General features: G+C 77.2%; 18 protein-coding genes. 9 read left to right on the forward strand and 9 right to left on the reverse strand.

Going from position 1 to position 20,197, the window contains the following annotated elements:
• Nucleotides 1–24 precede the first annotated feature (24 nt).
• The gene (locus ACRYMY_RS07745) at nucleotides 25–1,257 is read left to right on the forward strand and encodes a L,D-transpeptidase (RefSeq protein WP_432546689.1); all 1,233 of its coding nucleotides are present in this window, start codon (nucleotides 25–27) and stop codon (nucleotides 1,255–1,257) included.
• A 134-nt stretch (nucleotides 1,258–1,391) separates the two neighbouring features.
• Here the strand turns inward: ACRYMY_RS07745 and qcrB are convergent, their stop codons facing one another.
• The 4 genes from qcrB to ctaE form a co-directional block, all read right to left on the reverse strand.
• Entirely contained in the window at nucleotides 1,392–3,074 is a 1,683-nt protein-coding gene (gene qcrB / locus ACRYMY_RS07750; RefSeq protein WP_432546690.1) for a cytochrome bc1 complex cytochrome b subunit, read from the reverse strand.
• Entirely contained in the window at nucleotides 3,071–4,099 is a 1,029-nt protein-coding gene (qcrA, locus tag ACRYMY_RS07755) for a cytochrome bc1 complex Rieske iron-sulfur subunit (protein ID WP_432546691.1), read from the reverse strand. The genes qcrB and qcrA overlap by 4 nt, the downstream gene beginning before the upstream one ends.
• A gap of 85 nt (nucleotides 4,100–4,184) precedes the next feature.
• On the reverse strand, nucleotides 4,185–4,973 hold the full coding sequence (gene qcrC / locus ACRYMY_RS07760; RefSeq protein WP_432546709.1) for a cytochrome bc1 complex diheme cytochrome c subunit: 789 nt from the start codon (nucleotides 4,971–4,973) through the stop codon (nucleotides 4,185–4,187).
• A gap of 127 nt (nucleotides 4,974–5,100) precedes the next feature.
• Complete coding sequence (gene ctaE, locus ACRYMY_RS07765; protein ID WP_432546692.1) at nucleotides 5,101–5,760, reverse strand: aa3-type cytochrome oxidase subunit III; 660 nt, start codon at nucleotides 5,758–5,760, stop codon at nucleotides 5,101–5,103.
• 250 nt (nucleotides 5,761–6,010) lie between these two features.
• Here ctaE and trpD point away from each other — a divergent pair, with 250 nt between their 5' ends.
• On the forward strand, nucleotides 6,011–7,171 hold the full coding sequence (trpD, locus tag ACRYMY_RS07770; protein WP_432546693.1) for an anthranilate phosphoribosyltransferase: 1,161 nt from the start codon (nucleotides 6,011–6,013) through the stop codon (nucleotides 7,169–7,171).
• Between the two features lie 58 nt (nucleotides 7,172–7,229).
• On the opposite strand, the gene ACRYMY_RS07775 is transcribed toward trpD, so the two are convergent.
• Together ACRYMY_RS07775 and ACRYMY_RS07780 are read right to left on the reverse strand one after the other, a co-directional pair.
• Nucleotides 7,230–7,508 carry an Lrp/AsnC family transcriptional regulator gene (locus ACRYMY_RS07775; protein WP_432546694.1) on the reverse strand — a complete coding sequence of 93 codons (279 nt, stop codon included), beginning with the start codon at nucleotides 7,506–7,508 and terminating at the stop codon, nucleotides 7,230–7,232.
• On the reverse strand, nucleotides 7,505–9,409 hold the full coding sequence (locus tag ACRYMY_RS07780; RefSeq protein ID WP_432546695.1) for a DEDD exonuclease domain-containing protein: 1,905 nt from the start codon (nucleotides 9,407–9,409) through the stop codon (nucleotides 7,505–7,507). Before ACRYMY_RS07780 ends, ACRYMY_RS07775 begins: the two co-directional genes overlap by 4 nt.
• A gap of 189 nt (nucleotides 9,410–9,598) precedes the next feature.
• On the opposite strand from ACRYMY_RS07780, the gene ACRYMY_RS07785 reads away from it, so the two are divergent.
• The 3 genes from ACRYMY_RS07785 (at nucleotide 9,599) to ACRYMY_RS07795 (ending at nucleotide 12,673) form a co-directional block, all read left to right on the forward strand.
• Entirely contained in the window at nucleotides 9,599–9,868 is a 270-nt protein-coding gene (locus ACRYMY_RS07785; RefSeq protein WP_432546696.1) for a hypothetical protein, read from the forward strand.
• Between the two features lie 52 nt (nucleotides 9,869–9,920).
• Complete coding sequence (locus ACRYMY_RS07790; RefSeq protein WP_432546697.1) at nucleotides 9,921–11,243, forward strand: hypothetical protein; 1,323 nt, start codon at nucleotides 9,921–9,923, stop codon at nucleotides 11,241–11,243.
• Nucleotides 11,244–11,398: 155 nt separating this feature from the next.
• Nucleotides 11,399–12,673: a glycosyltransferase family 4 protein gene (locus tag ACRYMY_RS07795; protein WP_432546698.1), complete on the forward strand. Its 1,275-nt coding sequence runs from the start codon at nucleotides 11,399–11,401 to the stop codon at nucleotides 12,671–12,673.
• On the opposite strand, the gene ACRYMY_RS07800 is transcribed toward ACRYMY_RS07795, so the two are convergent.
• Nucleotides 12,645–14,078: a hypothetical protein gene (locus ACRYMY_RS07800; RefSeq protein ID WP_432546699.1), complete on the reverse strand. Its 1,434-nt coding sequence runs from the start codon at nucleotides 14,076–14,078 to the stop codon at nucleotides 12,645–12,647. The genes ACRYMY_RS07795 and ACRYMY_RS07800 overlap by 29 nt on opposite strands.
• Entirely contained in the window at nucleotides 14,075–15,877 is a 1,803-nt protein-coding gene (locus ACRYMY_RS07805) for an AMP-dependent synthetase/ligase (RefSeq protein ID WP_432546700.1), read from the reverse strand. Before ACRYMY_RS07805 ends, ACRYMY_RS07800 begins: the two co-directional genes overlap by 4 nt.
• Before the next feature lie 205 nt (nucleotides 15,878–16,082).
• Here ACRYMY_RS07805 and ACRYMY_RS07810 point away from each other — a divergent pair, with 205 nt between their 5' ends.
• The 4 genes from ACRYMY_RS07810 (at nucleotide 16,083) to ACRYMY_RS07825 (ending at nucleotide 19,750) form a co-directional block, all read left to right on the forward strand.
• Nucleotides 16,083–16,727 carry a hypothetical protein gene (locus ACRYMY_RS07810; protein ID WP_432546701.1) on the forward strand — a complete coding sequence of 215 codons (645 nt, stop codon included), beginning with the start codon at nucleotides 16,083–16,085 and terminating at the stop codon, nucleotides 16,725–16,727.
• A gap of 155 nt (nucleotides 16,728–16,882) precedes the next feature.
• Complete coding sequence (locus ACRYMY_RS07815; protein ID WP_432546702.1) at nucleotides 16,883–17,860, forward strand: ROK family glucokinase; 978 nt, start codon at nucleotides 16,883–16,885, stop codon at nucleotides 17,858–17,860.
• Nucleotides 17,861–17,933: 73 nt separating this feature from the next.
• Entirely contained in the window at nucleotides 17,934–19,013 is a 1,080-nt protein-coding gene (locus ACRYMY_RS07820; RefSeq protein ID WP_432546703.1) for an ROK family glucokinase, read from the forward strand.
• Nucleotides 19,010–19,750, forward strand: a complete 741-nt coding sequence (locus tag ACRYMY_RS07825; protein ID WP_432546704.1) for an endonuclease/exonuclease/phosphatase family protein — start codon at nucleotides 19,010–19,012, stop codon at nucleotides 19,748–19,750. The genes ACRYMY_RS07820 and ACRYMY_RS07825 overlap by 4 nt, the downstream gene beginning before the upstream one ends.
• A gap of 16 nt (nucleotides 19,751–19,766) precedes the next feature.
• Here the strand turns inward: ACRYMY_RS07825 and ACRYMY_RS07830 are convergent.
• The coding region (locus ACRYMY_RS07830; RefSeq protein ID WP_432546705.1) for a hypothetical protein at nucleotides 19,767–20,197 on the reverse strand (431 nt) is incomplete at its 5' end.

The raw sequence follows: 20,197 nt of genomic DNA on the forward strand, positions 1-20,197 counted from the left end.
GCGCCCGAGGGGGAGGACAGTCCGTTGAGCACAGGTCGTCGACCGAGCACGCCCGCGCGCCGGGGGGCGCGCGCCTGGGTGCCCGCCGCGCTCGTCCTGGCGCTGGCCGCGCCCCTCGGCGCGTGCCAGGCCGACAGCAGCAGCGGGGGAGCGGCCGCCCCGGCCGCCACGGCGTCGCCCGCGCCGGCGCGCATCGACGTCCTGCCCGCCGACGCGGCCGTCGACGTGCGCCTGGACGCGCCGGTGACCGTGCGCGTCACCGACGGACAGCTGGACGAGGTCGTCGTCACCGGGCAGGACGGGACGCCCCTGGAGGGGGCGGTCGCCGGGGACGGGCTCACGTGGACCAGCACCGCGCCCCTGCTCGCCGGCACCCGCTACGAGGTCCGTGCCACGGCGCGCGGCTCCGCCGGCGCCCCCGTCGAGCGGACCAGCTCCTTCACCGCCATGGACCCGACTGTCACCGCGTTCCCGGCCGTGGCGCCGCTGAGCGGGTCGACCGTCGGCGTCGGGATGCCCGTGATCGTCACCTTCGACGAGCCCGTCGCCGACGACCGGCGCGCCATGGTGGAGGAGCGGCTGCGGGTGACGACCAGCCCCGCTCCGGTGGAGGGGGCCTGGCGCTGGGTGTCCGCCACGCAGGTGCAGTACCGCCCCGCCGAGCACTGGCCCGCACGGACCGACGTTCACCTCGACGTCGACCTGGGGAGCACCGAGGTCGCCCCCGGCGTGTGGGGCGTCACCCGCGACATCGACTTCCACGTCGGGGCCGCCGTCGTCAGCCACGTCGACATCCAGACGCACACCCTGACCGTCACCCGCGACGGGGAGGTGCTGCGCACCATCCCCGTCACCACGGGGCAGGACGGCCACGGCGGCGAGTACGTCACCCGCAGCGGCACCAAGGTCGTCATGAGCCTGGAGGAGTCCCGGCAGATGGACGCCGAGACCACCGGCGTCAGCCCGGACGACCCCGAGTACTACGACGTCGCCGTGCGGTACGCGATGCGCCTGACGAACTCGGGGGAGTTCCTGCACGCCGCCCCCTGGTCGGCCGCCTCGCACGGCCGCGCCAACGTCAGCCACGGCTGCACGGGGATGAGCCTGGAGGACGCCCGCTGGCTGTTCGAGCAGTCCCACGTGGGTGACGTCGTCGTCTTCACCGGCAGCGACCGGACCGTCGAGCCCGGCAACGGCTTCGACGCCTGGGGCTACAGCTGGGAGCAGTGGCGGGCGGGCTCGGCGCTGCGAGGCTGACCGCCCCTCCCGGGCTCGTCGGCGGCGCCCGGCGCGCCCGGGGCCGCCCCGAGGGGAGCCGACGACGACGAAGGGCCCCGGGAGCGGTGCTCCCGGGGCCCCTCGTCGTGCTGCGGTCCGCTGACCGCGGGGACTCAGCCCTGCGTGGTCAGCGAGTTCTGGACCTGCGGGTTCTTGCGGTCCTCCAGCGAGGCGTGCTCCTCGCCCTCCACCTCGCCGTGGTGCTCGTGGTGGCTGGCGGCGAGCTCCGCCGGCGTCACCGGCTCGACGCGGTCCTCGAAGTAGAACTTCGAGAGGCGGCGCTGCACGCGGCCGTACAGGGTGTCCGGCCGGCCCGCGTCGACGCGGTCCTCGATCTCCATCGGGCGCTGCACCTCGTGCTGCACGAGGTTCCAGCGCTCGAACTCCGACAGGGGGGCGTGGACCTCGATGAACTCGCCGTGCGGCAGGCGCACGATGCGGCCCGTCTCCCGGCCGTGCAGGGCCTTCTCGCGGTCCTTGCGCTGCAGCCCGAGGCAGATGCGCTTGGTGACGATGAAGGCCAGCGCCGGCCCGACGAACACCAGCACGCGGAACGAGCGGGTGATGTCGTTGATCGACAGCCCCAGCATGTGGGCCACGATGTCGTTGCCGCCGCAGATCCACAGGATCACGTAGAAGGTGATCGCCATGACGCCGAGCGCGGTGCGGGTCGGCTGGTTGCGGGGGCGGTCCAGCAGGTGGTGCTCGCGGCGGTCACCGGTCGCGGCCTGCTCGATCCACGGGTACAGGCACAGCACCGCCATCACCAGGACGATGATCAGCGATGTCGGGATGAAGATGTTCATCGAGAACGTGAACCCGAACAGGGTGAACTCGGTCCAGCCCGGCATGATGCGGACCGCCCCGTCCAGCCAGCCCATGTACCAGTCGGGCTGCGAACCCGCGGTCACCGGTGACGGGTCGTACGCCCCGTAGGCCCAGATCGCGTTGATCTGCACGAAGGCACCCATGAGGGCCAGCACGCCGAAGACGATGAAGAAGAAGCCGCCGGCCTTGGCCATGTACACGGGGAAGAGCGGGAAGCCGACGACGTTGTCCTCGGTCCGGCCCGGGCCCGGGTACTGCGTGTGCTTGTGGATGACCACGAGCATCAGGTGCACCACGATGAGCGCCAGCATGATCGCCGGCAGCAGCAGGATGTGGATGGTGAAGAACCGCGGGATGAAGTCCTCGCCGGGGTACTCGCCGCCGAAGACGAAGAAGCTGAGGTAGCTGCCGATCACGGGCACCGCCAGCATGATCGCCTGGGCGATGCGGATGCCGGTGCCGGACAGCAGGTCGTCGGGCAGGGAGTAGCCGGTGAAGCCCTCGAACACCGCGAGGATGGCGAGGATGGCGCCGATCACCCAGTTGATCTCGCGCGGCTTGCGGAAGGCGCCCGTGAAGAAGACGCGCATCATGTGCACCACGGTCGCGGCGACGAACACCAGCGCCGCCCAGTGGTGGATCTGCCGCATGAGCAGGCCGCCGCGGACGTCGAAGGAGATCCGCAGCGCCGAGTCGTACGCCTGCGACACGTGCTGACCGGCCAGGGGCGCGTAGTTGCCCGTGTAGGTCGTCTCGGCCGCGCTCGGCTCGTAGAAGAAGGTGAGGAAGGTCCCCGTCAGCAGGAGGATCACGAAGCTGTAGAGCGTGATCTCACCCAGCATGAAGGACCAGTGGTCGGGGAAGACCTTGCGGGCGAAGCCGTTGACGACCTTGCTGGCGCCGACGGTGTCGTCCGCGAAGTTGGCGACACCCGTGGCCGCCTTGTCGACCGGTGTCTGCGTGCTCATCCGCGCTCCCAGAAGCTCGGGCCGACGGCTTCGTGGAAGCCGTCCTCAGCGACCAGGTAGCCCTCGTCGTCCACCACGATGGGCAGCTGGGGGAGGGGCCGCTTGGCCGGGCCGAAGATCACCTTGCAGTCCTGCGTCAGGTCGAACGTCGACTGGTGGCAGGGGCACAGCAGGTGGTGGGTCTGCTGCTCGTACAGGGCCACGGGGCAGCCCATGTGGGTGCAGATCTTGGAGTAGGCGACGATGCCGCTCACACCCCACTCCGCGGACTTCTCGGTGAGCTGGTTCTCCTCCAGCCGCATGATGAGGACCGCCGACTTCGCCTTCTCGTTCAGCGGGTGCTCGACGTCCTCGATGCCCTCGGGCATGACGTGGACCACGGAACCGAGGCTCACGTCGGCGGCGCGGATGCGCCCGCCCTCGGGGTCCTTGACCAGGTAGGTGCCCTGCTCCCACATCGTGACGGAGAGGGCGTCCCCCGGCAGCGGGCCGGTGTCCCGGAAGAAGAACACCGCCGGCAGCGGGAAGAGCGCCAGGGCGCCGATGAGGGTGTTGCGGATCAGCGGACGGCGGCCCAGCGCCGCCTCGCCCGCGCCCTCCTTGAGGATGGCCACGGCCTTGGCGCGCTCGGCCTCGGTGCCGCGCTGGCGGTGCCGGTGGTCGATGCGCTCGTCGTCGGGCATCAGGGTCTTGGCCCAGTGCACGGCGCCGGCGCCGAGCGCGAACAGCGAGAAGAACATCGACAGGCCGATGGCCTTGGTCGACCAGCTGACGCGCGCGAAGCTGCCGTCGTACTCGATCGCGATGATCGAGACGATGATCCCGATCGAGCCGAGGATCGACAGCAGCAGCATGACGGCGACCTGGCGCTCGGCGCGCTTGGCCGCCTGGGGGTCGGTGTCGCCCATCCGGTGCCGGTGGGCGGGCAGACCCGGGTTCTCGAAGCGGTCGGGCACACCGGCCGCGGGCCGGGCGACCGCGGTCCCCTGCCCGTGCGCCTCCTCGGCGCGTTCGATCTGGCTCATGCTCCCTGCCTGTCCTGGTGTCCCGACCGGTCCGCGGGGGCGGACGCGGTCGTCCTGCTGCTCGTGCCGGGGCTCGCCGTCGCGGTCACGACGACTTCAGCCCCAGCCACACCGAGCACCCGATGAGGAGGCCGATGCCGGCGATCCACGCGAAGAGGCCCTCGCTCACCGGGCCCAGCGACCCGAGCGTCCAGCCGCCCGGGTCGGGGCGCTGCTCGCTGTCGGCCGTCAGCCAGGCGATGATCGCGGTCTTGTCCTCGGGGGCGATGGTGTTGTCGTTGAAGACCGGCATCGACTGCGGGCCGGTCGTCATCGCCTCGTAGATGTAGCGCGCCTCGACGCCGTCCAGGCTCGGGGCGTACTTGCCGGCGGTCAGCGCGCCGCCCTTGCCCTGCGTGTTGTGGCACATCGCGCAGTTGGTGCGGAAGATCGCCGCGCCGCGCGCGATCTCCTCGGCGGTGGCGTCGCTGGTGTCCAGGACGTCCTCGGTCGGGATGGCCGGGCCGGGGGCCAGCGAGGCCACGTAGGCGGCCATCTGGTCGATCTGCTCCTGCGAGAAGCGGATCTTGCTGACCTCCTCGGCCTGCGGGCCGCTCTGCGCGAGCGGCATGCGGCCGGTGCCGACCTGGAAGTCGACCGAGGCGGCGCCGGCGCCGATGAGGGACGGGCCCGCGTTCAGGCCGCCGTTCACCTGCCCGCCCTCGGCGTTGAGGCCGTGGCAGCTGGCGCAGTTGGCGAGGAAGAGGATCCGGCCCTCCTCCACGTCGTCGGCGGTGGCGGTCGCGGTCGTCGCCTCCGCCGGGCGGGGCGCCAGCGCGGAGTACAGCCCTCCGACGAGGAGGAGCGCCAGCGCGACCAGCAGGACGACGGCCATGGGGTGGCGTCGCCGGGCGCTGAGTGCGGTGAGGGTCCTGGTCACGGTGGTGGTGCTCGCTTCCGTCGGGAGCTCTCGCGTGGTCGGGGTGCTCAGGTGTCTGTGGCTGTCGGGGGTGCGGTGGCGGTCACTGCAGGACGTAGATGACGGTGAAGAGGCCGATCCACACGACGTCGACGAAGTGCCAGTAGTAGCTGACGACGATCGCGCTGGTGGCCTCCTGGTGCCCGAACCGCTTGGAGGCGAAGGAGCGGGCGATCACCAGCAGGAACGCCACGAGCCCGCCGAGCACGTGGATGCCGTGGAAGCCGGTCGTGAGGATGAAGACCGACCCGTAGGCGTCGCTGGCGATGGTCAGGCCCTCCAGCGCCAGTTCGGCGTACTCGAAGACCTGGCCCGCGATGAAGATCGCGCCGAAGACGTACGTGAGGACGAACCACTCCTGCATGCCCCACTTGCCGACCTGCCACAGGCGCCCGAGGCGCCGGGGCTGGAAGCGCTCGGCCGCGAAGACGCCGAACTGGCACCAGAACGAGGAGATGACGAGGATCGTCGTGTTCACGGCCGCGAAGGGGACGTTGAGCATCTCCGTCCCGCCCTCCCACAGCCCGGGCGCCACCGACCGGATCGTGAAGTACATCGCGAAGAGCCCGGCGAAGAACATCAGCTCGCTGGCGAGCCAGACGATGACGCCGACCGACACCATGTTGGGCCGGTTCACGGACCCGTGAGCAGGGCTCGGGGTACTGCTCTGGACAGCCTGTGCACTCGCCACGACGGCCATCATGCCCCACGGTCTCCGGGGAACGCCCCCCGGCCCACCGACATCGTGTCGTAGATGTTGCTCACACCCCCGTCACAGCCCGTGCACGCCGCGGTTGCGCCTTCCGGGTGACCTCCACGTGACCTCCCCGTGACCGGGGAACGCCCCGCCGGGCACCGCCCGCGGCTGCGGCGCGACCGTCGGAGCCGCGCGGGTCGGCGGCGGGTCAGTAGGGTCGGGCGCGACCCCCGCCCGCCGGCCCGAGGACCCCGCCATGACCAGCCAGCCCGCCCCCGCGCCGCCCCGGTCCGCGCCGCCCCCGGGCGCCGGCGGCCCGACCTGGCCGCAGGTCGTCGGGACCCTGCTGGCCGGCCGCGACCTCGACGCGGCGACCACGGCCTGGGCCATGGACGAGGTGATGAGCGGCGAGGCGGGCGACGTGCCGCTGGCCGGCTTCCTCGTGGCCCTGCGCGCCAAGGGGGAGACCGTCGACGAGCTGACCGGCCTGGCCGACGCGATGCTCGCCCACGCCGTCCCGCTCGAGGTGCCCGGCCCCGTCGTCGACCTCGTCGGCACCGGCGGCGACCAGGCCCACACCGTCAACATCTCCACCATGGCCAGCCTCGTCCTGGCCGGGGCGGGGCACCGCGTCGTCAAGCACGGCAACCGCGCCTCGTCCTCCTCCTCCGGCTCGGCCGACGTCCTCGAGGCCCTCGGCGTGCGCCTGGACCTGCCGCCCGCGGACGTCGGCCGGCTGGCCGTCGAGGTCGGGATCACCTTCTGCTTCGCGCAGGTCTTCCACCCCTCGTTCCGGCACGCGGCCGGCGCGCGCCGCGGGCTGGGCGTGCCGACGGCCTTCAACGTCCTGGGCCCGCTGACCAACCCGGCCCGCGCCGGGGCCACCGCGGTCGGTGTCGCCGACGCCCGCCTGGCGCCCGTGGTGGCCGGCGTCCTGGCCGCGCGCGGCACCTCCGCGCTCGTCTTCCGCGGCGAGGACGGCCTCGACGAGCTGACGACCACCGGCCCGGCGCGGGTGTGGGTCGTGCTCCACGGCGCGGTCCGCGAGGTTCTGCTCGACCCCGCGGCCGCCCTCGGCATGGCCCCGGCCGCCCTCGCCGACCTGCGGGGGGCCGACGCGCAGCACAACGCCGCGGTGGCGCGGGAGCTGCTGGCCGGCCGCCGCGGGCCCGTCCGCGACGCGGTCGTCCTCAACGCGGCGGCCGCCATGGTCGCCGCGGGGGTGCGCGCCCCGGGCGCGGCGGCCGGGGAGCCCGCGGGACCCGGGGCGCCGGCGGCGTCCGGGGACCTCGCGCAGGACCTCGCCGACCACCTGGTGCAGCACCTGGCCGAGGGGGTGCGGCGCGCCGAGCGCTCGCTGGACAGCGGCGCCGCCGCCGACGTGCTGGAGCGCTGGGTGGCCGCCAGCGCGCGCTGAGCCGGCCGGGCCGCCGGCGCTCCGACCGGCCCGCGGTCTCAGCGCCGGTCGGCGCACGTCACTCGGCGCCGAGGGAGAAGGCGCTCTCCAGGTCGTGGCGCGAGTACGCGCGGAAGGCGATGTTCGTCGTCGTGCTCAGCACGCCGTCCACCTTGTTCACCGTGCCCGCGATGACGTCCGCCAGTTCCTCGTGGTGGCGCACGCGCACCATCGCCACGAGGTCGACGTCACCGGTGACCGAGTAGACCTCGGACACCCCCGGCAAGTCGGCCAGCGCCTGCGCGACCTCGGGGATGCGCCGGCTGTCGGCGAGCACGTTGACGATGGCGGTGATCACGGTGCCAGCGTAGTCCCGGACCCCGCGCCGCGGCCGTCCGCGGCGGCGCTCCCGCCACCGCCCCCGCCGCGCACGCGCTCGCGGGCCCAGCCCGCGCCGCGCACCGGGCACGCCCACGGCGACTCGTCGGCGCCCTCGACGGCCACCAGCCGGGTGCCCGGCTGCTCCAGCCAGTCGAGCACCGCGTCGGTCTCCTCCGCGGTGGCCGCCGTGCGGCCCGGCTCCGGGCGCTCCACCGCCTCCCCGGTGGCCCGCAGCGCCTCCACGTGCGGCAGCGGGTCCGCGCCCCGCGGGGTCAGCGTCGTGCCCGCCAGCCGCCCCCAGCGCACCAGCACCAGCTCCCAGCCGCCCGTCGGCCAGCCCGGGTCGGGTCGGCTGCGCCGGGCGGCCACCAGCTCGGCCGTGCCCTGCAGCGGGGCGCGCCGCTGGGCGCGCGCGGCGGTGCGCAGGTAGGCGTCCAGGCGCTCGCGCTGCACGGCGGCCTCCTCGTAGCGCTCCTGCGCCGCCAGCCGGCTCATGCGCTCCGTGCCCGCGCGCAGCGCCTCGCCGGCGTCGGCGCCCGCCGGGTCGGCGCGCAGCGCGGCGCGCGCCCGCTCGACGAGCTCGCCGTAGGAGGCGGCGTCCTGCCCCCCGCGCTCGGCGCCCAGGCAGGGGGCACCGCACCGGCCCAGGTCGGCCAGCGCGCAGGCACCCGGACCGTCCGCGCGGGGCGCGCGCGGGATGCGCCGGGTGCACTGGCGCAGCGGCAGCGCCTCGTGCAGCGCGGCCACGGCCAGCTCCGCGGTGCGCGCCGAGCGGAACGGCCCCAGGTACTGCGCACCGGCCGCGGTGTCGTCGCGCACCCGGCGCACCAGGGACAGGCGCGGCCAGGCGTCCGTGGTCAGCTTCACCCACGTCACCGCGTCCGGGCGCTTGGAGCGGCGGTTGTACGGCGGCTCGTGCTCGGCGATGAGCCGCAGCTCGCGCACCCGCGCCTCCAGCGGCGTCGCGCACACCACCGGCACGACCGCCGCCGCCGCGCGCACCATCTCGGTCATCCGCGGCCGCGTCTCCGAGGCCGTGAAGTAGCTGGCCACGCGGCGGCGCACGTCCACGCTGGTGCCCACGTACAGCACGCGTCCCGCGCCGTCGCGGAACTGGTACACGCCCGGCGCCGAGGGCAGCCCGAGCGCGAGGTGCTTCTTGGCCCGCCGCGCCGCCGGCACGCGCGCGGCGAACGTCTGCAGGTCCTCCAGGGTCTGCACGCCCCGGTTGCCCAGGCGACCCAGCAGCGCGTGCAGGACGTCCACCGTGGCGCGGGCGTCGGCCAGCGCGCGGTGCTCGGGCGTCGTGCGGGCGCCGAACAGCTGCGCCAGCGTCGCCAGCTTGCGGTCGCGCGCCTCGTCCGGACCCACGAGGTGGCGGGCCAGCACGACCGTGTCGACCACCTCGAACCGCGGCCACGACAGCTGCGCGCGGGCGCAGGCGCCCGCCAGGAAGCCCGTGTCGTAGGGGGCGTTGTGGGCCACCAGCACCGCGCCGCGGGCGAACTCCAGGAAGCTCGGCAGGACCTGCGCCGCCGTCGGCGCCGAGGCGACCATCGCGTCGGTGATGCCCGTCAGCAGCTGCACGAACGGCGGGATGGACGACGGCGGGCGCACCAGCGTCTGGAACTCGCCCAGCACCTCGCCACCGCGCACCTTGACGGCGCCGATCTCGGTGATGCCGCCCTCGGCGGGCGCCCCGCCCGTCGTCTCGGTGTCCACCACGACGAACGTCGTCTCCGCCAGCGGGCGGCCCAGGTCGTCGAAGGACGCCTGGTGGGCCTGGTGTGCCTGGAGTGCCTGGTGGGCGGCCGGCCCGGTCGTGCGCGCTCCCGGTCCGCCGTGGGGGGCGGGCGGTGCGGTGGTGCTGCGGGGCATGCCGGTCACCGTAGGGACGGCGTCCGACACCGGGCGGCTGCGACACGGCGCGAGCCCCGCCGGACCCCGCCGGGACCCCGCGCGGGGCGCCGGTGCGGGCCTCGTGTCGGAGGCGGCTCCTACGGTGCGGGTGCCGGTCGGGGGACCGGACGGGCCGCCGGCCCGGGCAGCTCCGTGGGAGGCCGACCGATGCTCATCGACTGCGACTCGTGCACCGCCCGACCGCGGGCGTGCGACGGCTGCGTGGTGTCCGTCCTGCTCGGCGTGCCGGACGTGCCCGGCCGGGCGGGCCAGCCCACGCTCGACGACGACGAGCGCCGGGCCGTGGCCGTGCTCGCCGGCGCCGGTCTCGTGCCGCCGCTCCGGCTGGCCCCCGCGCAGGGCCGTGCGCCGGACGCCCCTCCGGCTCCCGCCCCGGCGCCCCGCTCGCGCCGCGCGCGGTCCCGAGCTGCCGGCTGAACCCGGTCGCGGCGGCGGGCCGCCGGACCGGCGGCGGTGCGAGGATGCGCGGGTGCCGCCGTTCCCGCGCCGGGCGCTGCTCGCCTCCGCCGGGTGCGCGCTGGTCGCCGGCTGCTCGCCGTCCGGCGGCGCCGGGGCCGAGCCCGAGCTGCGCGTCGAGCACGTGCGCCGGCTGCTGCGGCAGCGCGCGGACGCGCTCCTGACCGGCGACCTGGCCGCGGCCGCCGCGCCCGTGCTCACCCGCACGGCCGCCGAGCGCGACCTGCTGCGCCTGCGCGACGGGCGGGCCACCGCGGCCGGGCCGCTGGAGCTGGCCGTCGACGTCACGGCCCTCACGGCCCCGCGCACCGGCCCCGGCGGCATCGTCGGCGCGTCCGCGCACGTGGTCGTGCGTTCGCGGCTGCCCGGGGAGGGGCGCACCGCCACCACCGCCGCCGTCCTCGGCCTGCGCCGCGACGCCGGGCGCTGGTGGCTGGCCCCCGGGCCGGTCGACGGGCCCGCCCAGCCCTGGGAGGTCGGCGCGCTCGAGGTGCGCGAGGTCCCCGGCGGCGCCGTGGTCCTCGTGGGCACCGGGGCACCGGCCGGCGCGGGGGTCGGCGGGGAGGCCGGCGAGGTGGTCCGCGACGTGGCCGCCGACGTGGCCGCCGACCTCGCCGACGCCGCCGCGCGGGCCGGCGCGGCGTGGGGCGCCGCCCCGCCCCGCGCAGCGGTGCTCGTGGCGCCGGACGCCGCGGCCGCGGCCCGGCTGACCGGGACGAGCGAGCACCGGGCCGCGCTCGTCGACGCCCTGACCACCGGCGGCCGGCACGACCTGCCCGGTGGGCGGCGCGGGGCGGCGCGCGTCGTCGTGCAGGCCGCGCGGTTCGCCGGTCTGACGCGCACCGGCCGCCGCGTCGTCCTGACTCACGAGCTCGTGCACGTGGCCACCCGCGCCGGCGGGTCCACCGACCCCGCCGCGCCCCGGTGGCTGGCCGAGGGCTACGCCGACGTCGTGGCGCGCGACGGGCGCGGCCTGGACCCCGGGGCGCTCGCGGAGCCCGTCCTGCGGGACCTCCACGCCGGCGCGCCGGTGGACGCGCCCGCCGACGACGACTTCACCGGTGCCCCCGACGGCGCTCCCGGGGGCGGTGAGGCGGACCTGCAGCGCGCCCACGCCGCGGCCTGGACCCTCGTCGCCTCCGCCGCCCGGCACCACGGCCTGCCCGCGGTCACGGCGCTGCACCACCGGCTGACCGCCGCCGACCGGCCCGCGACCGCGCCCGCGCGCGAGGCGCTGCTGGCCGCCGCCTGGCGCGAGCACCTGGGCGAGGAGCCCGCCGACGCGCTCGCGCGCTGGCGCCGCGACCTGGACGACCGGCTCGCGGGGTGGGTGTGACGGCCCCCGCCGCGGCCCCCGACCCCCGCCCGAACCAGGCCGAACCCGGCCCGAACCCGGCCCGAACCCGGCCCGAACCCCGCCCGAACCCCGCCCGAACCCCGCCCGAACCCCGCACCGACCCCGGTGCGCACCGAGCCCAGGAGCCCCGCCCCGTGAGCACCCTCGTCGTCACCAACGACTTCCCCCCGCGCACGGGCGGCATCGAGTCCTTCGTGCACGCCGTCTCCCGCCGCCTGGCCGCTCTGGCGGCTGAGGAGGCCGCCGGCGAGGGGTCCGGGGGAGGGGGACCGGTGGTCGTGCACACGGCCGCCCAGCGCGGCGCCGCCGCCGTCGACGCGGCCCTGGCCGCCGCGGGCGTCACCGTGGTGCGCGACCCCTCGCCGCTGCTGGTGCCCACGCCGGGCGTCGTGCGCCGGGTCGTGCGCACGGCGCGCCGGCACGGCGCCGACCGGGTCTGGTACGGCGCCGCCGCCCCGCTGGCGCTGATGGCCCCCGCCCTGCGCGCGGCCGGGGTGCGCCACCAGGTCGCCACCACCCACGGCCACGAGGTGTGGTGGTCCTCGCTGCCGGGCTCGCGCGCGGCGCTGCGCCGCATCGGGGAGTCGGTCGACACCGTCACCTACCTCGGGGCGTGGACGCGCTCGCGCGTCGAGCGCCCGCTGACCCCGGCCGCGCGGGCCCGCGCGCGGCGCCTGACCCCCGGCGTGGACGTGGACGTCTTCCGCCCCGGCTGCGGAGGCGACGCCGTCCGGGCCCGCCACGGTCTGACCGGGCGCCCCGTCGTCGTGTGCGTCTCCCGCGTCGTCGCCCGCAAGGGGCAGGACGTCCTCGTGCGCGCCTGGCCGCGGGTGCGCGCGGCCGTCCCGGGCGCGGCCCTGCTGCTGGTGGGCGACGGGCCGCACCGGCGCCGGGTCGAGGCCCTCGTCGACGAGCTGGGGCTGCGCGGCGACGTGGTGCTCACCGGGCGGGTGCCGTGGGAGGAGACGCCCGCCCACTACGACGCCGGCGACGTCTTCTGCATGCCCACCCGCACCCGCCTGGCCGGGCTCGAGCCGGAGGCGCTGGGCATCTGCTACCTGGAGGCCGCCGCGTGCGGGCTGCCCGTCGTGGCCGGCGACTCCGGCGGGGCGCCGGACGCGGTGCTGACCCCGGCCGCGGGCACCGTCGTCGACGGCCGGGACGTGCGCGCGGTCGCCGACGCCGTGGTGGCCTGGCTGGCCGACCCGGCCGCGGCGCGCGCCGCGGGCGCCGCCGGCCGCGCGTGGGTGGCCCGGGAGTGGGGGTGGGACGTGCAGACCCGCCGGCTGCGGGACCTGCTCGCCGGCCGCGACCCGGGGGACGGGCCCGCGGACCCCGGCGGCGCGGGCCCCGGCGGCGCGGGCGGCGCCGGCGGTGACGTCAGCGGTGGGCGCCCCGGGCGGGCCTGACGTCCGCCACCCGCCCGCCGCCGGGTCCCCCTCCCGCGGGCGCGCCGGTCGCCGTCGCCCCGGCGCGCGCCGCCACGGCCAGCAGCAGCACCGCGGCCACCAGCCAGAACTGGTTGTAGAAGGCCTGCTTGTTGACGAGGTTGGCGACCAGCAGCACGAGCGCGGACCAGCCGAGCAGGCCGCCCAGGTCGACCGGCCGGCGGCGCAGGACCACCACGGCCGCGGCCAGCGCGCCGAGCACCGCCGCCGCCACCAGCGGCAGCGGCAGGCTCCGCCCCGTCTCGTTGAGCACCAGCGTGTAGGCGGTGTTGGCGAACGTCAGCGGCGGCAGGCCGACCATCGTCTCCACCGTGTCGCGCCAGAACGCCGCCGGGGCGGTGACGAACCACGGCAGCACGAGCAGCCCGGCGGTCCCCACCGCGGCGAGCGTGCGGCGCGCGCCGAAGGCGGGGTGCACCGCCAGCAGCGGCAGGAGCAGGACGGTGTGCTGCTTGGCGGCCAGCGCCACCGCCAGCGGCAGCACGGCCCACCACGCCCGCCCGCGCGCCACCAGCAGCGCCCACAGCGCGACGCCGACGAGGACGGTCGGCTCGGTCCACGCCTGCTCCACCAGCGTGGTCGCGCCCGGGGCCAGCAGCAGGAGCGCGGCCGCGCCGACGGCCGGCACCCGCCAGCGCCCCAGGGCGGCCACCGCCAGGGCGCTCACCCCGACGAGCAGCAGCAGCGCCCAGCGCACGTCGCCGGCCAGCCAGCGGCCGGGCGCCGTCAGCACCGCCGTGAACGGCAGGTAGGCGAACGCGTCGGTGATGCCCGGCGAGCCCGTCCACGTCTGCGTGTACACCGACTCGCCGCGGCCCACCGCGTCGGCGGCCTGCTGCAGGATCACCCACACGTCGATGCGGGGGGCCGGGTCACCGACCACGACCGCCGCCCCGGCCCCGCCGGCCGCCGCGAGGGCGACCAGCAGCGCGGCCCGCCCCAGCACCCGGGAGCGGGGCCCGCCCCGGCCGGCCACCAGGAGCAGCGCGGCCACGACCGCGGTCGCGACCGCCAGCCCGGCGCGCACGGCGCGCAGCAGCGGCGGCTCGACGTAGCTGAACACCGGTACCAGGGCGTGCGCGAGGGCCGCCAGTCCGAGCGCGCCGGCGACCGCGGCGGCCGGCACCGCCTCCCGCGCGCCGGGCCGGGCCGCGCCGGGCCGCTCGCGGGCCAGCACGAGCGCGAGCGCGGCCGCCGTCACCAGGTACCCGGCGACGAGCCACCACCGGTAGCGCACGACGCTGTAGGTGGCCAGCGCCGTCAGCACCACCACGAGCAGCAGCAGCGCGGTGGACGCGGTCGCCCCCGCGCGCCCGTCCCGGGACGGGACGGACGGCGGGGGCGCGGACGGCGAGGGACCCCTCACGTGGCGTAGAGGGCCTCGACCTCGGCCTGGTGGTCGCGCAGGACCACGTCCCGCTTCACCTTCAGCGAGGGCGTCAGGTACCCGTTCTCCGGCGTGAAGTCGCCCTCCAGGACGCACCACTTGCGGATCGACTCGGCCCGGCTGACGTGCTCGTTGGCGGCGTCGACGGCCTTCTGCAGCTCCGCGCGCACCGTCGGGTGCTCGCGCGCGGTGGCCAGGTCCAGGCCGGGCAGGTCGTGGTTGGCGCCCCAGGAGGGCAGGGCCTCCTCGTCGAGGGTGATCAGGCAGGCCACGAAGTGGCGCTGGTCGCCGACGACGACGGCCTGGGAGATCAGCGGGTGGGCCCGCAACCGGTCCTCCGCCTGCGACGGCACGACGTTCTTGCCGTTCGCGGTGACGATGATCTCCTTCTTGCGCCCGGTGATCCTCAGGTAGGCGCCGTCGACGACCTCCCCGATGTCGCCGGTGCGGAACCAGCCGTCCTCGGTGAACGCCGCGGCGGTCTCCTCCGGGCGCCCCAGGTACTCGCCGAAGACGCCGATCCCCCGGGCGAGGATCTCCCCGTCGTCGGCCACGGCGAACTCCGAGCCCGGCAGCGGCGGGCCGACGGTGCCGATCCTCAGCCGCTCGGGCCGCGTCACGGTCAGCGGGGCGGACGTCTCGGTGAGCCCGTAGCCCTCCAGCACCACCAGGCCGACGCCGCGGAAGAAGTGCGCCAGCCGCTCGCCCATCGGCGCGCCGCCCGAGACGGCGTGGGTGACGTCGCCGCCCAGCAGCGCCCGCAGCTTGGCGTACACGAGGCGGTCGAACAGCGCGTGCCGCAGGCGCAGCGGCAGCGACGGGCCGCCGGAGTCCAGCGACTGCGAGTACGCGATGGCGGTCGCGGCGGCGCGCGCGAAGATCGCGGCCTTCGCCTTCCCCGCCGCGGCGGCCTTCTGCTCGGCGCCGTTGTAGACCTTCTGGAAGACCCGCGGCACGGCCAGGATGAACGAGGGCCGGAAGCCGGACAGGTCGCTGAGCAGGTCCTTGGCGTCGGCGGTGTGGCCCATGCGCAGCCGCGCCACCAGGCACAGCACCTCGATGAAGCGGGCGAAGACGTGCGCCAGCGGGATGAACAGCAGGGTCGCGCCGCCCGGCTTGCCGAGGACCTCCGGCACGCCCGCCTGCGCGTTGCGCGCCAGGTCCAGCAGGTTGGCGTGGGTCAGCACGCAGCCCTTCGGGCGTCCCGTGGTGCCGGAGGTGTAGATGATCGTGGCGGTGTCGCCCGGCCCGGCGGTGGTGCGCGCGCGCTCCAGGTCGGCGTCGGGCACGTCGCGGCCGGCGACCTCCAGCTCGTCCAGCCCGCCGGAGTCGATGGTCCACACGTCCCGCAGGGCGGGCAGCCGGTCGCGGACAGCGGCGACCCGCCCGGCGTTCTCGACCGACTCCACGACGCAGGCCACGGCGGCGGAGTCGGACAGGATCCACTCCACCTGCGAGGGCGAGGACGTCTCGTAGACCGGCACGCCGACGGCGCCGGCGAACCACACCGCGACGTCGGTCAGCGTCCACTCGTAGCGGGTGCGCGACATGATCCCCACGCGGTCGCCCGGCTGGACGCCCGCGGCCAGCAGCCCCTTGGCGATGCGCTGCACGCGGGCCAGGAACTCCGCGGCGGTGACGTCCCGCCACGTGCCGTCGGGCTGCTTGACGCTGGCGGTGACGTGCTGCGGGACCTCCGCCGCGGTCGTCACCACGCAGTCGGTGAGGTTGCCGGTGGTGGTGGGTTCGACGAGCGCCGGCTCGCTGACGGTCCGCACGGTGTCCTCCTCGCGAGCCCCCGGGGCGCCGTCGTCCCGGGGTCGTCCTGGGCGGGTGGTGCACGGCCAACGGACGACCCGCGGCCGCGGTTCCGCCGGACCCTACCGGCCGCCACGCCCGCCGCGGCGGCCGGTGCCCGCGCGCCACCCGGTGGGCTCAAGGTGCGGGCCGCGTCGGCCGAGGAGGTCGTGAGGAGGTGCCCGCATGAGCCCCGACACCGGCGCCCGTCCCGCCCGTCGCGCCGAGCCGCCCGCCGGGCCGTCGATCCTCGAGACCTTCGCCGGCCTGGACGACGAGCCGTTCGGCGACCCCGCGGCCGGGCCGCGCCGCCGCGCGGGGGCCACGCGCACGAGCGCGGCCTTCGGGGACCTCGAGGTCGGCCCGCCCGTCCCGCGGCCGGTCGTCGCGCCCGCCGCGCAGGTCGCCACCGCTGGACCCGCCGGGCCGGTGGCGGCCGGACCGGCCGACGGGCCCGGGGACGCCGAGCGGTCCGAGCGCCCCGAGCGCCCCGAGCGCCCCGAGCGCTGCCCGCACTGCGCCGCCCGCGTGCGCGCTGAGCAGGACTGGTGCTCGCTGTGCCTGGCGCCGCTGGACGCGCCGGTGCCGGACGACCCGGCAGCCGGCCCTGCCGAGCTCACCGCACCGGTGGAGCCCGCCGGAGCGGTCGAGCCGCCCGGACCGGACCCGGAGGAGGTCGAGCGCATGCTCGCCGCGCTCGCCGGGGCGCAGGGTCCGGCGCTGCCGGGCCTGTCGCGGCGCGCCGCGGTGGGCGTCGCCGCGGGCGGCGGTCTCGCGCTGACCGCCGTGCTGGTGCTGCTCATGACGCTGCTGGGGCTGCTCGCCCGCTGACCCGGCGCCCGGCCCGGGGCCGTCGTGGTCACTAGTACCCTCGCCCGTCGAGACCGCGCGCCCGCGCGGCCCGAGACGGGCAGGGGGTCCTGGACGCGCATGCCGCAGATCCACGCGGAGGTCCACGTCCGGCGCACGACCCCCGGGGTCCGCGCGTGAGCGCCGCCACCGGCACGCGCAACGCGGTCGGCGTCGACATCGGCGGCACGAAGATCGCCGCGGGGGTCGTCGACCACCGGGGCGAGGTGCTGGTCTCCACCCGCCGCGAGACGCCCGCCTCGCACCCGGCCGCCATCGCCGACGCCGTCGCCGACGCGGTCGCGGAGCTGGCCACCACCCACGAGTTCGGGCCCGTCGGGGTGGCCGCGGCCGGCTTCGTCGACGCCGCCCGCTCCAGCGTGGTCTTCGCCCCGAACCTCGCCTGGCGCGACGAGCCCCTGCGCGAGCACGTGGAGCGCCGGATCGGGCGCCCCGTCGTCGTGGAGAACGACGCCAACGCGGCCGCGTGGGGCGAGTACCGCTTCGGCGGCGGCCGCGGCGAGGACGGCGAGCTCGTCCAGGACCTCCTGATGCTGACCCTCGGCACCGGCCTGGGCGGCGGCATCGTCGCCGGCGGCCTGCTGCAGCGCGGCGCCAACGGCGCCGCGGCCGAGATCGGGCACGCCCGCGCCGTGCCCGACGGCCGCCGCTGCGGCTGCGGCAACCGCGGCTGCTGGGAGCAGTACGTCTCCGGCAGCGCCCTCGTGCGCGACGCCAAGGACCTGCTGCGCTCCGGCGACGCGGCCGGCGCCGCCCTGCTGGCCGCCGCGGGCGGCGACCCGGAGGCCGTCGAGGGCCGCACGATCACCGAGCTGGCCGCCGCGGGCGACCCCGGCTGCGCGCGCCTGCTGGCCGACCTGGGCCGCTGGGTGGGCGAGGCCGTGGCCACCTTCACGGCCGTCCTGGACCCCGAGGTCGTCGTCATCGGCGGCGGCGTCTCCAGCGCGGGGGAGCTGCTGCTGGCCCCCGCCCGCGCCAGCCTCGCCGAGAACCTGCCCGGGCGCACCCACCGGCGCCCGCCCGCGCTGCGCGCCGCCCTGCGCGGCAACGCCGCCGGCATCGTCGGCGCGGCCGACCTGGCCCGCGCCGGCTGAGCCCCGGCCGGGCCCGCGCCGGCCCGCCGACCGGGCCCGCGCCCGACCCCACCGCCCACCGCCCGAGGACGTCATGGCCGCTCGCACCCCCCGCCCGCCGCGGCGGCGCCGCCCGCCGGACCCGCGCCGGATCGCGCTGCAGCAGCAGCTGCGCCAGCAGACCCGCCGGGCCCTCATCGGCGACGGCCCCGCGGTGGGTGTCGACATCGGCGGCACCAAGGTCCTCGCCGGGGTCGTCGACGGCGACGGGCGGGTCGTCGCCCGCGTGCGCCGCGACACGCCGACCCGCAGCCCGCAGGCGGTGGAGGACACCATCGCCGACGTCGTCGAGGAGCTCGCCGCCCGGCACGAGATCGTCTCCGTGGGCATCGGCGCCGCCGGGTTCGTCGACGCCGAGCGCTCCACCGTCCTCTTCGCCCCGCACCTGGCGTGGCGGCACGAGCCGCTGCGCGAGGCGGTCGAGCGCCGCGTGCGCGCCCGCCTGGGCCGGCGGGTGGGCCGGCGGACCGTCGTGGAGAACGACGCCAACGCCGCGGCCTGGGCCGAGTACCGCTTCGGCGCCGGCCGCGGCGAGAGCCGTCTGCTGTGCGTGACGATGGGCACCGGCATCGGCGGCGGCATCGTCACCTCCGGGCGCGTGCAGCGCGGCCGCTACGGGATCGCCGGGGAGTTCGGGCACATGGTCGTCGTGCCCGGCGGGCACCGGTGCGAGTGCGGCAACCGCGGCTGCTGGGAGCAGTACGCCTCGGGCAACGCCCTGGTCCGCGAGGCCCGCGAGCTGGCCCGGGCCGGCTCGCCCGTGGCGCACCACCTTCTCGAGCTCGCCGGCGGCGACCCCGAGGCGATCACCGGGCCGCTGGTGACGCGCGCCGCGCGCGAGGGCGACGCCGCGGCCGTGGAGCTGTTCGAGGAGGTCGGCCGCTGGCTCGGCGTCGGCATCGCCAACCTCGCGGCGGCGCTGGACCCCGGCACCGTGGTCGTGGGCGGCGGGGTCTCCGACGCCGACGAGCTGCTGCTGGCGCCCGCGCGCGAGGCCTACCGGCGCACCCTGACCGGCCGGGGGTTCCGCCCCGAGCTGACCGTCGCCCGCGCCGCGCTCGGCCCGGCCGCCGGGCTGGTGGGGGCCGCGGACCTCTCGCGCGGCTGGGGGTGAGCGCCGGACGGCCGGTGGCGCGCCTGCGGGTGGCCACCGTCAACGTGCGCGAGCTCCTGGACGACGGGCGCGCCCTGCGCCGGGTCCTGGGGGTCGTCGCCGCGGACGTCGTGTGCGTGCAGGAGGCCCCGGTCCACCCGCTGGCCGTGCACCGCCTGGGCGACCTGGCCGCCGCGGCCGGGCTGTGGGTCACCGCCGCGGGGCGCGCCGGCGCCGGGACCGCGGTGCTCACCGCCGCGCGGGTCGACGTGCGCGCCGCGGACGTCCTGCCGCTGCCGACGCCGCGCTGGCGCCACCGCCGTCCCGTGCGGGCGCGGGGAGCCGCGGAGGTCGTGGTCCGGGTGCCGCTGGGCGCCTCGTGGAGCCTGCCCGTGCGGGTGACCAGCGTGCACCTGGGGCTGGACGCCGCCGAGCGCGAGGAGCAGGCGGACGTGCTGCTGGCCCGCGGCGGCGACGAGCCGCAGGTGCCGGCGGTGCTGGCGGGGGACCTCAACGAGGGCCCGGACGGGCCCGTGCGCGTGCGCCTGGCGACGGTGCTGGCCGACGCCGCGCAGGTGGCGGGTGCGACCGCTGCGACGTTCCCGGCCCGCGCCCCGCGCTCGCGCCTGGACGTCGTGCTGGCCGACCGGCGGCTGGGGGTGGCCGGGGCTGGCACCGCGGACGTGCCGGCGGCGGTCGCGGCCGCCGCCACCGACCACCTGGCGGTCGTGGCCGACCTGCTCGTGCCCGGCGCCTGATCCGCCGGGCGGGGCGTCAGACGACGGCGCCGTCGTCCTCGTCGTCGTCGCGCGAGCGCGGCAGCCGCACGACGAGCGTCGCGAAGCCGCCGACGAAGACGAGCGCCGTCAGCACCGTCACCAGCGTGGGCACGCCGCGCGAGGTCAGGGCCACGACCAGCAGGAACAGCGGGGCGCCGACGACGGCGGCCCAGGCGGCCCAGCCCACCAGGTCGCGCGGCAGCGGTGCCGGTTCGGCCGGCACGAAGCGGTCGCTGAGCCCGTCGCCGAGCTCCAGGGGCTCGCGGTCGCGCTCGCGGCGGCCGCGCGGCTCCTCGGCAGCGGCACCGCCCGGCGCCCGGCCGGGCGGGGGGGGGGGGGGGGGCGACGCCGCGGCCGTGGTCCGGGTGGACACCTCCGGCCCGCAGCCGCTCGCGGTCATCGCCACGGCGGACTTCTTCACCCCCG

The sequence above is a fragment of the Kineococcus haloalkalitolerans genome, from assembly GCF_050871905.1.
GTDB lineage: Bacteria > Actinomycetota > Actinomycetes > Actinomycetales > Kineococcaceae > Kineococcus.

Coding starts and splice junctions, on each gene's coding strand:
- ctaE (WP_432546692.1), bottom strand. CDS start 5,760: ATGATGGCCGTCGTGGCGAGTGCACAGGCTGTCCAGAGCAGTACCCCG.
- ACRYMY_RS07780 (WP_432546695.1), bottom strand. CDS start 9,409: ATGCCCCGCAGCACCACCGCACCGCCCGCCCCCCACGGCGGACCGGGA.
- trpD (WP_432546693.1), top strand. CDS start 6,011: ATGACCAGCCAGCCCGCCCCCGCGCCGCCCCGGTCCGCGCCGCCCCCG.
- ACRYMY_RS07820 (WP_432546703.1), top strand. CDS start 17,934: ATGGCCGCTCGCACCCCCCGCCCGCCGCGGCGGCGCCGCCCGCCGGAC.
- qcrA (WP_432546691.1), bottom strand. CDS start 4,099: ATGAGCCAGATCGAACGCGCCGAGGAGGCGCACGGGCAGGGGACCGCG.
- ACRYMY_RS07785 (WP_432546696.1), top strand. CDS start 9,599: ATGCTCATCGACTGCGACTCGTGCACCGCCCGACCGCGGGCGTGCGAC.
- qcrB (WP_432546690.1), bottom strand. CDS start 3,074: ATGAGCACGCAGACACCGGTCGACAAGGCGGCCACGGGTGTCGCCAAC.
- ACRYMY_RS07810 (WP_432546701.1), top strand. CDS start 16,083: ATGAGCCCCGACACCGGCGCCCGTCCCGCCCGTCGCGCCGAGCCGCCC.
- qcrC (WP_432546709.1), bottom strand. CDS start 4,973: ATGGCCGTCGTCCTGCTGGTCGCGCTGGCGCTCCTCCTCGTCGGAGGG.